We start from the raw sequence: 11,078 nt of genomic DNA, 5'->3' as shown, positions 1-11,078 counted from the left end.
TGTCTTTGACGTGATCGAAGCGGCTGGTGTTGAAGTTGAGGCGGTTGGCCGCAGCGTCGTAGCGGAACTCTTCGCCATCGACCACTCGGCCGGTGTTGCGCGCCAGCAACTGGCCGTTGGCTTCGTATTCGTACTGGGTTTCGCCGCGCAGTTTGTCGAGGGTGCGGCTCAGTTCGCCGGCCGGGTCGTATTCGTAGCGGCGGTGGACCGGGTTGTAGGCGTGTTCGACATAACGCTCTGGCTTTATGAGCGGGTTCTGAATCTGCGACAGTTTTTCTGCAGGCAGGGTTGTGGCGTACTGCCAGGCCTTGCGGCCCATGCTGTCGTAGCCGAAGCAGCTGGTCAGCTTGCCTTGGGTGCGGTAGATCTCGCGATGGAGATCGTCGCGCTCCATATCGCTGATCAACTGGCCATCGAGGTTCAACTGGTGCAGGTGACCGCTGCCGTAATACAAGTGGTTCAGGTGCTGACCGGTAGGAAGCGTCAGCGTGGTCAGGTTGCTGAGTGGATCGTAGTCGTAGGCCAGTGCGCCTTGGGGTGTGGTCTCTGTGGTCAGTCGCCCCAGCAGGTCGTAAGCAAATTCCAGTTTCTCGGCGGTGACGCCGAGTTTTCTGCCGGTGTCCGTCGGTTTGCGCTCGATTGACAGCAGTCGGTCGCCGTCGTCGTAGGCGTAGTCCTGGCGCGCGTCGTCGTTGAGTTTGGCCAGCAAACGGCCTATCGGGTCGCGCTCCAGATGGGTACTGCGCCGTGGCTGTTCGCCTTTCTCGCCGTAGCCGATTTCCTCAACCTGTGTCAGGTGTCCGCCGAGGTTATAGCTGAAACGACGGGTCAGGTTGTCGATGCGCTTTTCTTCGATCAGACGGTCTGCGTTGTCGTAGTCAAAGCGGTAAGTGGCGTCGTTTTCGTTGGTCAGGGCGACGAGGCGAATGGCTTTGTCGTATTCGTAGGTGATGGTCTGCCCTTTGGCATCCTGTCGCCATTTGGGCAGGCCACGACCGTTGCGCAGCAGCTGGGTGGTCTGGCCTTTGCCATCGGTGTGGGTCAGGACCTGGCCCAGTTCGTTGTAGGTGAAGGTCTCGCTGGTGCCATCCGGATGGTTGATGCGCAGCACTTCGCCGTCGGGTTTGCGTTCCAGCGTGGTGGTGTTGTTCAGTGCATCGGTGACGGCCACCAAGTGGTGGCGCTCGTCATAGCGGTAGTGCGTGCTTTTGCCCGAGCAGTCCTGAAAGCGCTGCACTTGCGCCAGGTTGTTCCACCACAGGTATTTGGACTTGAGCGTCGGGTCGACGATGGTGTGCGGCAGGCCGTCCTCACCGTTGAGGTATTCGGTCTTGTGGCCCAGCGCATCGATCTCGGCAACGAGGTTGCCTTTGGCATCGTAGTTGGCCTTCCAGGTACTGCCATCCGGGTAATCGACCTGAGTAATCAGCGTCGTCAGGTGGTGGTACTGGTAGCGAATACTGCGGCCCAGCGGATCGGTCTCCTTGAGCAACCGGGCGAACTCGTCGTACTCGAACGCCAGCTGGTTGCCATCGGGCAGGGTCAGCCCGGTCATGTTGCCGGTGTCGTCGATCTCGATGACGTAGTGATCGCCACTGTAGTCGCGGCTCGAGGTGACGCGATGGTCCTTGTTGTAATGAATTTCCAGCTCGCGCCCTAGTACGTCGGTGACCCAGGTGGTGCGGGCCTCGCGGTCGTAGCGGAAGTGGAAATGCTCACCATCGCTGGTCTGGTGTTCGACGACACGCGGCTGGCCGTCGATGATTTCCCAGCGGTACTCGCAGGTCAGGCCCAGTGCGTTGCTGTGGCGGGTCATGACGCCATCGGTGTAACTGAAACGGCGCACGGAATCACCGTTGCGGTTGAACACTTCTGCGAGCTGACCGTTGCTGTCGTAGTGGTATTGGACCAGGGTTTCGACAGCCTCATTGTCGACGATGCGCTTGACCGAGGTCAGGCGTGTCGTCACTTCGTCGTAATGCAGGTGCACGCGGATCCCGCCCGTCGCGCTGATGTCGGTCAGCGTGCCTTGTTCGGTACGGGTGAAATGCAGGAAGTGACCGAGTGCGTTTTCGATACGATCCAACGGAACCGGTTTGTTGTCGTCAGGCACTTCGCCGAAGTAGAAGAAGATGTTGTCCAGCGTCTGCAGCAGGTAGTGACCACCCTGCGTGCAGACCAGATAGACCTGTTCGTGAGGGTTGTAGATGCGCTGGCCAGGCGCTATGTCCACGAACGGAACGGTGCGGCCCTGGTTATCCGTAAGGTAGAGGAAGCTGCCGCGCTTGCGCAGGCTTTGCTCCCACGGCAGCACCCAGCCTTTGCCGAGCACGCTGTCGACATTCAGATTGCTGGCGTAAAAACGCGACCATTCGATGGGCATCAGGCCCGGCAGGCTGAAGTCGATTTCATCCGGGATCAGCTTGCGGCCAGTCGTGGTGTCGACCGGATTGCCGCTCAGGCCGCCGATGGCACTGCGCATCACAGGCTCAACCACGTAGCGACTGCCCACTTCGCCGGCGACGAAACCTGCGGTGAACTTCATGGCGCAGGGCAGCACTGCTTTCATGCCTGCCTGCGTTCCGGCCTTGAGCAGCTGTGCAATACCACCTGCCGCACCCGCCACGGCCATCAGTACATCGACGGTAGTGCGCAGCCAGCCTGGAATTTCGTCGTCCACTGGCAGATAGCGATACCTGCCGCCGCCGATAAATACGTTGTCGGAGCCGCCGGAGATGGTCGCGCCACAGGTCAGCTTATCGCCTTTGCGCGCCGCCGCCACACTGTTGATGAAGACGTTGGTCGAACCCTCGGCAATCTTGACCGGCCCCGGATGCTTGTCACAGGCACCAATGCTTTTTTCAACATGCGCTGCCTTGCGGTTGTTGATGTATACATTGGGTGATGCCGTGATGATCGTGCCAGAAGGGGAGGAAAACATACTCCCTATCGCCTCTCCTGCGGCGGTGAGCAGGCTACCTCCGACGCCTGCTGCAAGTCCTGCCAGAAGAGCCACGCCGAACCCGCACGTGAAGGTTGCGATCGCTACCGTCGCAATGAGCGCAATACCGAGCACAGCCCCGATCAGGAAGCCCCCCAGGGCGCCGGTATGCGATATTTCGTCACCAAAGCGCGCGGCCTCGAACATGAGCGTTACTCCTGTTCGCTACCGTTGGCTGGAGAGGTATCAGACACGCGAGGCTGGAAACTGGCCAACAAGTTTTCCCAATCCTGGGTCTGCTCGATACTGAAGTCCGTCTGGGACGTGGTCGAGAATACGATCGCGCGCTCAGGCTCGATCAGAAAAGCCGCCTGACGTTGATAGTAAGGACGCCCTTCGGTCATGTAATACGCGTCGATCTGAATACCTTCGAGAGGGGCCACGGTCGATAGCGAAACTGCTTTTCTGTTCAGCAGCGTGTAACCGCGCAGCTTGGACGAAAGCATTTTGACCTGGCGATCAACATAGGTTTTCAGGTGCTCGGAAGGTAGCAGAGTGTCTCTGGAGACCGTCATGCTCAGCGGGGCAGGCAGCGTCGAGCCCATCACGAACATGTTCACTGTGCGGTCCTGAAATCCCTCTGGCAGCTTGATACTGCCTTCGTGCAACTCGTAGTCCATGTGATAAGAATTCCTGAAATCAAAAAAGAAACAATCACTGTGCGGCGAGACCGCCCAGCATGCTATCGAAATCCGCCAGCCAGAGGCTGAGGTCCGGCTTGGTCGGATCGATCAGGCAAGAAATTTCCAACCACTGCAGCACATCCTTTCCGGCAAGGGGAACAAGCGCACCTACCAGTCGCGCGTGTTGTTCTGCGCTGCCTTCTTTGAAGTGGAAATCCAGCGCTTTCGCAGTGCAGCCCACCAGGGTGCAGTCCCGCCGACGAATAATACGGAGTTGAGGGTCGCGCTCACGAAAGGTCTGCACCGAGCTTTCGAAAAGTGCTTCCAGCGCCTCACCCTGCATTACGTCTCTGCGTTTGACAGACAACATGAGCGGCTCGCCTTTGTACTCAAGCGTAACCTGGACATCACGAAACAGGACGCTTTCAGGAAAGGCCAGATTAAAGCCACCAAAATTGAAACTGCTGGGCACGTCCTGCAATGGCGTGATCGGTTCTGGCTCAGGCTCGGGGACAGCTTCAACGACCGGGGCTTCCAGCGCTGCCTTGCGCGCTGCCTCCTCATCCGCAATACGTTTTGCGGAAATACGGTCGTAAAGACTTGTTCGTTCCATGCCCTGCGTTCTCACTTGTTGATATCGACTCGGTCACCTTTGACAAAGGTGCTCTCGCCAAGAACATTGATCACCTTGCCTTTTATCTGGATGCCATCCGGAGTGATCGAGATGCTGCTGTCGCCTACTTTGAGAAGGATGTACTGCTTGGCATCCACCTGAATGAACTGGTTGTCGACCTTTAGCGTAAACGACCCCTGCTGCACGTTCGTCACAGTATCTTTCTGGATGATCTCCGTATTCGTACCGCCAACAGTCACCTTGCGGTTATTGCCCACCTCGTGCTTTTCATCCAGCTCGATCTCGGTGTCCATGTTGCGCTCGGCATGCATGATCACCTGTTCGGCACCGGCCTTGTCTTCAAAGCGGAAGAAGTTGGCTGTACCGCCATCACCCTTGGCCGAACGCGTCAGGAAACCGCTTTGGGTCTTGTTGGCAGGCAACGACCACGGCGGCGTATTCTGGCTGTTGTACAGACTGCCCATGACGAGCGGACGGTCGGGGTTGCCATCAAGGAAAACGACCACCACCTCGTCACCGACGCGTGGGATCTGGATGCTACCAAAACCGCCGCTGGCACCGGATTGAGCGACGCGGACCCAGCAGGAGCTTTTGTCGTTGTGCTCGCCTTTGCGGTCCCAGTGGAACTGAATCTTTACGCGACCCAGTTCGTCGGTAAAGATTTCTTCTCCGGGCGGACCCACAACGATAGCGGTCTGCGGGCCGGAAATGACGGAGCGATTGGTCGTGAGCTGCGGGCGAAAAACTATCTTCTTGCGCACACAGGAGAAGGTGTTGAAGTAGCTGGCTTGCTGGCCGTTGAGATAATTGTTGTGGCCTTCACTATCAACAAGAACGAGCAGGAACTGGCGGTCTTCAGGTGAGCCCTGATCGTGGTCGTAATGCTGCAGCAGTTCAAAGGTGTAGCCAGGCTTCATGGCACGACAGTTACTGGTGCCCCTAAAGCTCTTGCCCCTCAGCTCAAGCGCTTCAACGCGCAAGCGCAACAGCGCTTCACCTTCATCGTAGGTACCATGGGTGTACTGGCCGGGAAAGTCGTACACCTCGAAGTTCTCGACATCACCCTGCTGGTTCAGGCTGTTCATGGCGACCGGCAGCCTGTTGTTTGGCTGACGATAGTCGAACGTCTGAACCGCTATTTTCCCTGATTGTAGTTTGCGGTCGCCGTTCCATTCGATGATGGAGTCGGCTGTCTCGGTGACCGACGCCGAGTGGAAGCGTATCTGGGGCTGCTCCGGCAACGGCACCAGCGTGGTGGAGTCGTCGCAGATGATCATGGTGTGACCTTCGGCGGTGTGCTCGAAGTAATAGAACATCCCTTCTTCTTCCAGCAGACGCTGGACGAAGTTGAAGTCAGATTCGCGGTATTGAGTGATGTAGGTATAGCGCTTGAGAGGCTTGCTCAGGCGAAACTCATGCTTGGAGAACGCGGTACACATCGCGAACACTTGGGTAACGACTTCCTCAACCGTATTTCCCTGGAAGATACGTGTGTCGAAGCGGTTCTTCAGCATGGAGAACCAGGGGTTGAGCGTTGCCGTGTATTTGGCCATACCGCCGTCGCTGCCACCGCTGGCAAAGCGCGTGAGATAGCCAGCGATGTAGCGTGGCGAGCCATCCGCCAGCTCGATTTCGATAACCACGTGCTGGCCCATCATCGATTTCAGCTCGACTCCGGAGTCCTGGCACACCAGCAGCAGGTCAAATTGGTATGCACGTGACAGACCTTCAGACCCTCTAAAGGACTCCAGCAGCAGCTCCTGCTCGGGATTGGCGAGGTTCTTGAATTTGAAAAGGCGCCGGTTCTGCGGCGAAAGCATCGCGGCAAGGTCCATCAACATGTATATCTCCTTGAAGGCAGGGAGGCCAGCGCCGCCGGATTTAGCGGCTAACGGTTACAAACTGACAAGTCACGACACAGGTCTGGTGCATAAGCATCGACTATTTCAGGAGGGCTGCGATATCAAAAATCGACATCCACCGCTCATAAAATTCTGAAAATTTCGTAGGACCAGAGCTACAGACGCGTTCGGCATCTCGCAATTACTGCGAATGTGCGACCACAAAACAATATGAAAGTGCCACTAGCTCAGTAAAAAAACAGCTAACATTTCTCTCAAAACCGTTACAGTTCTTAAGAGATGAAAGGAGACACCGAGGCGTTGCGCCGTGTCAACCACAACGACGGCCTCGGACGATCACCCTCATTTTGGGATGTGTCTGATTTAGCTGGACGGTCGTAATTGTGGAGCACTTAGAGCGCGCATTAGTTGGAAGATTTTCAAGCGTAGCAATGAGTTAAGCAGGGACTCGAATAAGTGATAGCCTAATGACATTGTTGCGATCTGTTTTTTAGGTGAGAAAAATGAGCATGTCCTGAAATTTAGCTTCAGAATTCAGGTCCCATGGAGCCATGTACATGGCTCGGATCACGTCAATTTGTAGCCGCGCGATTGGTGCAAGCCTCCTTCAACCAAGGGACAGTGATGTGTAAATGGACCTATTAGCCAACATTCCTAGCTGGGATGACATCGAGCGGAACCTCGATGATAAATTCAACACGCTGAATCAAGCCTACAGCGATGGGCTGCAGAGCACCTATGACAGCTGGAATGGCTTCACGCGACGCGTCAATACCACCGCGACTCAAGCCTACGGATACATGGGCGGCAACCGCATTGACTATGTGAAAGCGGCGATGAGGCTTTCCTATCCCATCATCGAGTCAAACCTCAAGCGCAAGTGGGCATCCATCGAGATCGAACAGATCCTCCCGGTGCTGCTGCAACTGGTTAAAGAAGTCGCGATGATTCTCGGCGGCAGCGTTGCGGTCGGTACGGTCGCTGGCGGCGTTGCTGGAGCGTTTTTCTTTGGTGTCGGCGCTGTGCCGGTAGCGGCAGTTGGAGCGGGTATCGGTTTACAGGTTGGCAACCTGATCCTGATGGCGCTGGGCCTCTCAGCTATAGCTGAATATTTCTATAAAGGTCTGCCTGCTTGCCTCTCTACCTTGCAGGAAGGCTTCGCCACTGCCTGGCACGCTGACGAAGGGCTGAAACCCGAGGGCCTCGACCCCACTGGTGGTTCGGCATACGAAATCCAGGAGCGGATTGATCGTGCTGCCCGCCAAATTGCGAAGGGCCAGGAGCAACTGGTGCTGCTGCTCTTTACTGCCATCGTGACCTACATGACACGTGGGCAGGTCAAGGCAGGCATCATAGGTAGCGTGGATAGCATCGCAGCGCGCAGTGCCAAGCTTCAGGCAGATATTTCGAACAAGCAGTTTGCGAATTGGTTGGCGCGTAATGAGCAGAAGTTGTTGGCTCAGCCGGAGTTGCGGGTTAATGAGCCGGCGCCGTTGGCTAAGAAGCAAGCTGATATCGATCAGCCAGAAGTTTCAACCCCTTCTCCAGATAAAACGAAGTCACCCGCAAAACCTGTACCTGTTATGAGTCTGCATGATGCGGTAGGTAAGGAAATGGCTGATAGATGGATAGCTGCAGGACGCAGCAATGCTAGCGAAAGAAATCCTAAGGCATCACTTCTGCTTTCAGATGATGAAATTGGAGCTCTTTATGGTTATTCTACTAATGACGTATATAAAGAGTTTAATGCGGCTATGCGCTCGGATAATACTACCCCAGAGATTGAGGCTTTTGCTCATCATGCCACTCAAGGCTTGGCTAAGCTGCCTCCGTTTGTGGGAGGGCGAACCTACCGGGGGACAGATCTCCCCCCAGATGTTCTTGATAGGATGACTATCGGAGCCGTAGAAGTGGATAAAGCTTTTTTTAGCAGTTCGGCAACTAGCCCCTTCTCGGGCAATACTCAAATGGTGGTGCAAGGAACATCTGGAAAAGACATTTCATTTCTAACCCATCTTCCAGAAGCAGAGGTTCTATATCCGCCCGGGACAACTTTTGAAGTTTTAAATCGCCAAGAATCAGGTTTTATCACCCATCTTTCTCTTAAAGAAGTCCCATGATAAATCTACATAGCTCGTTAGACATCGTTACTGACTATGCTGAACGGTATAGAAGCCTTAGGCCTGCGCCTACTCCTAGAGTATCTACCTCAAGTGGAAGATCTTCAAAGGCTGATAGTTCCACAGACTCTTCCTTGGTCCCGGGCTGGCTAGCATCTAGAATACCTACGCTAACAGCCTCTCAGGCACTTGACCGATCAAAAGGCGCACTTCTTGGTCTTGCTATTGGTGATGCAGTCGGTACAACTCTGGAGTTTACTAGTCGCGATTCTAACACTGTGACAGACATGCAAGGCGGGGGGCCATTTAGACTCAACGCGGGTGAGTGGACAGATGATACCAGCCTAGCTCTTTGCTTGGCTGACTGTTACCTTGCGAATGGAAAGCTGGATTACGCAGACTATTTGAATCGGCTGTGCCGCTGGTATAAAAAAGGGGAAAATAGCGTCAACGGTGTTTGCTTTGATATTGGTAATGCGACACGCAACGCACTTGAAGGTTGGCTAAAGGAAGGATTGAGTTGGAACGGTAACTGGGAGCCTAGTACCGCAGGCAACGGTTCAATAATCAGATTAGCACCGACAGCTATTTTTCGGCGAAACTCTCTGATCACTACATGGATGGAAAGTCAAACGCAAAGCAGAACTACACACTGTGCGGTTGAGGTGATTAGTTGTTGTGAACTTCTAGGGGCAAAATTACACCTCGCTCTAAATGGGGCCAATAAGCAGGAGATTTTTTCTCCCATGATCGGCCCATTCCAGCCTCGGGTAATGATCATCAACGCCGGTGAATATAAAGAAAAAACTAGAGACCAGATCCGCTCCTCAGGTTATGTTATCGACACGCTGGAAGCAGCCCTGTGGGCCGTATGGCATACCGACAACTTCAAAGATGCTATTCTGCTAGCCGCTAATCTCGCCGATGATGCTGACAGTGTAGCAGCTACCGCTGGACAAATCGCCGGTGCATTGTATGGTGTGTCGGGTATGCCAGATGAGTGGGTAAAAAAAGTCGCTTGGTCGGATCATATTCAAGATTTAGCTCAGCAGTTGTTTGAGCGCGCACCAAGTTAAAATGCATTTTCGGCGCTGTCGTGGAAGTGTGCAATCCTTTAAAGGTCTATCGCTGATAGCGCCAAAATACAGTTTCTTGAGTGTTTATAATATAGATATTTATATGAATTTTTCGTAAGAAAAGTCAGAGGTACAAATGTTTACTGCGTGATAATGACGTTTTGTCATAATTACGATATTACGATCTATTTCGCGGATGAGAAAAGTGAGCTTGCTCTGAAATTTGGCTCAAAATTCAGGTCTGATCGGACCAAGTGCATATGGATCAGAACGTGTCAATTCGTGACTACCCAAATAAGTTGGTGCAACCCCCTTCAACCCAAGGACAGTGATGTATAAATGGACTTATTAGCCAACACTCCTAGCTGGGATGGCATCGAGCGGAACCTCGATGATGAACCTAACAAGCTGATTCAAGCTAAGAGAGGTTTTTGTGGGTAACGTCGCGCCGACGGAAAGTTGCCAGGTCTGGCGATGCTGTTCAGAGCATAGTAAACAATCGTGGTGAATGGTTTATGTCCAGACTAATCAGCACGATGAAACTAGGAGTAACATTAGCGTGGATGTTAGAGCTTTGAAAGTGGCAGCTACAACGCTCCGCGACAAACTTGAATTTTATAAACATCGCGACCCCGATGCTTCAATATTATTATTGACCCTTGATATGCTACTCTGCCGGGCAGAGCAAGGCCAAATAACAGAGATGGTTGAGCCTCGAGATATTCCAGGATACAAGATTTTTACCGAAACAAATTTACAAAGTTATGGAGATTTGGAAAAAGCCTACGCTGATTTTTGTCTTGAACTTTCAGAGGTGCGCGAAACAGATGCGTATAAGATGTTGGCGGCCAAGATGGCTAAGCGTCGAAAGTCTCTTCAATAGAGGGTAGTGCAGCGTACTTTGTTTCGAGTCTGAAACGGTAAAGCGAAGACGTTTCTTCTCTTTTCGATAATCTCTAGTCAAACGCCTGGAAAACAAATGACTTCCAGTCCAAAAAATCGCTTAAATTAATGGGCGCGAGTGGGTGATGAAGTTTAATACTGCTATAGAGTTTGTAGATTATGCTATCGATCTGACTAGAGAGCGGATAAAACGCAATCCTTCATTTCCTGTTTATGCCACAGTTATAAACCAGCTATTATACATAAAAGCTGTTTTTGATGGTGTTGAGAAGGATAAATTTAGACTTCATAAGCTTTCCATTGGAGCTCTTGCGGCGAAAGAGTTTGAAGATACTGATTACGAGTTGGCACGAGCATTAATGGATGTTTATTACATAGCAAATCAATCAGCGAACGGACTGAAAGTTAAGCTTCCCGAAGGGTTGTGGCGTCCTTGAGAAATAAATTTTATTACGCTTGCCAAGAGCGAAAGAAGTTGCAATTTTCGCTCTTGAGGCCGGTCGCAGATGTCTGCTTTCCTTCGTCCCTTCGCCTATCCAGCTGCTGCCAAAGTCATTACTATGAATATTGAACATCTTAAGCAAAAAACGCAAAAGCTGCGTGAATTGATTGAAGATTTGAAAAAATCAGATCACGTGGTTGAAAAGCTTCGAGCTGAGATCGAACCACTGATGAAGCTGGCCGAATCTGGCATGATAACAGTTAAGTTGCAGTGGCGAGACATTCCGGGGCGTTACCTATTTACCGAAGAGGGCTTGCAGCAATATCCCCATCTTGAGCATGCTTTCGCAGAGTTCAGGATTGAGCTGACTGGTGGAGAGACTCCTTTGTTACGTAAGTTGAAAAGGGAAATGGGCGA

9 protein-coding genes and 1 pseudogene are annotated in these 11,078 nt (G+C 53.0%); 6 read left to right on the top strand and 4 right to left on the bottom strand.

The genetic code is table 11. The features are described from left to right. The 4 genes from AO068_RS23195 to AO068_RS23180 form a co-directional block, all read right to left on the bottom strand. A partial coding sequence (locus AO068_RS23195) for a DUF6531 domain-containing protein (RefSeq protein ID WP_058409577.1) occupies positions 1-3,148 on the bottom strand: 3,148 nt, incomplete at its 3' end. A gap of 5 nt (positions 3,149-3,153) precedes the next feature. Further along, positions 3,154-3,621 (bottom strand): DcrB-related protein, encoded by a 468-nt coding sequence (locus tag AO068_RS23190; RefSeq protein ID WP_058409576.1) that lies wholly within the window; start codon positions 3,619-3,621, stop codon positions 3,154-3,156. Between the two features lie 34 nt (positions 3,622-3,655). Then, positions 3,656-4,237: a DcrB-related protein gene (locus tag AO068_RS23185; protein ID WP_010195598.1), complete on the bottom strand. Its 582-nt coding sequence runs from the start codon at positions 4,235-4,237 to the stop codon at positions 3,656-3,658. A gap of 11 nt (positions 4,238-4,248) precedes the next feature. Further along, complete coding sequence (locus tag AO068_RS23180; RefSeq protein ID WP_058409575.1) at positions 4,249-6,099, bottom strand: type VI secretion system Vgr family protein; 1,851 nt, start codon at positions 6,097-6,099, stop codon at positions 4,249-4,251. Positions 6,100-6,752: 653 nt separating this feature from the next. On the opposite strand from AO068_RS23180, the gene AO068_RS23175 reads away from it, so the two are divergent. The 6 genes and pseudogenes from AO068_RS23175 to AO068_RS23155 form a co-directional block, all read left to right on the top strand. After that, positions 6,753-8,240: a DUF6861 domain-containing protein gene (locus AO068_RS23175; RefSeq protein WP_058409574.1), complete on the top strand. Its 1,488-nt coding sequence runs from the start codon at positions 6,753-6,755 to the stop codon at positions 8,238-8,240. Next, complete coding sequence (tri1, locus tag AO068_RS23170) at positions 8,237-9,316, top strand: ADP-ribosylarginine hydrolase Tri1 (RefSeq protein ID WP_058409573.1); 1,080 nt, start codon at positions 8,237-8,239, stop codon at positions 9,314-9,316. Before AO068_RS23175 ends, tri1 begins: the two co-directional genes overlap by 4 nt. Before the next feature lie 339 nt (positions 9,317-9,655). Further along, positions 9,656-9,736 (top strand): annotated as a pseudogene (locus tag AO068_RS29830) (DUF6861 domain-containing protein); the annotation flags it as partial. A 139-nt stretch (positions 9,737-9,875) separates the two neighbouring features. Then, positions 9,876-10,199 carry a hypothetical protein gene (locus AO068_RS23165; protein ID WP_058409579.1) on the top strand — a complete coding sequence of 108 codons (324 nt, stop codon included), beginning with the start codon at positions 9,876-9,878 and terminating at the stop codon, positions 10,197-10,199. 145 nt (positions 10,200-10,344) lie between these two features. Further along, complete coding sequence (locus AO068_RS23160) at positions 10,345-10,656, top strand: immunity protein Tsi6 family protein (protein WP_058409572.1); 312 nt, start codon at positions 10,345-10,347, stop codon at positions 10,654-10,656. Positions 10,657-10,779: 123 nt separating this feature from the next. Beyond that, positions 10,780-11,078 (top strand): hypothetical protein (locus AO068_RS23155; RefSeq protein ID WP_058409578.1); only part of this gene is annotated, 299 nt, incomplete at its 3' end.

The organism is Pseudomonas sp. ICMP 3272 (assembly GCF_001466905.1).
GTDB classification, from domain to species: Bacteria; Pseudomonadota; Gammaproteobacteria; order Pseudomonadales; family Pseudomonadaceae; genus Aquipseudomonas; species Aquipseudomonas amygdali.
The sequence above is the reverse complement of the archived record's forward strand: the minus strand, read 5'-3'. Positions and strand labels throughout refer to the sequence as shown.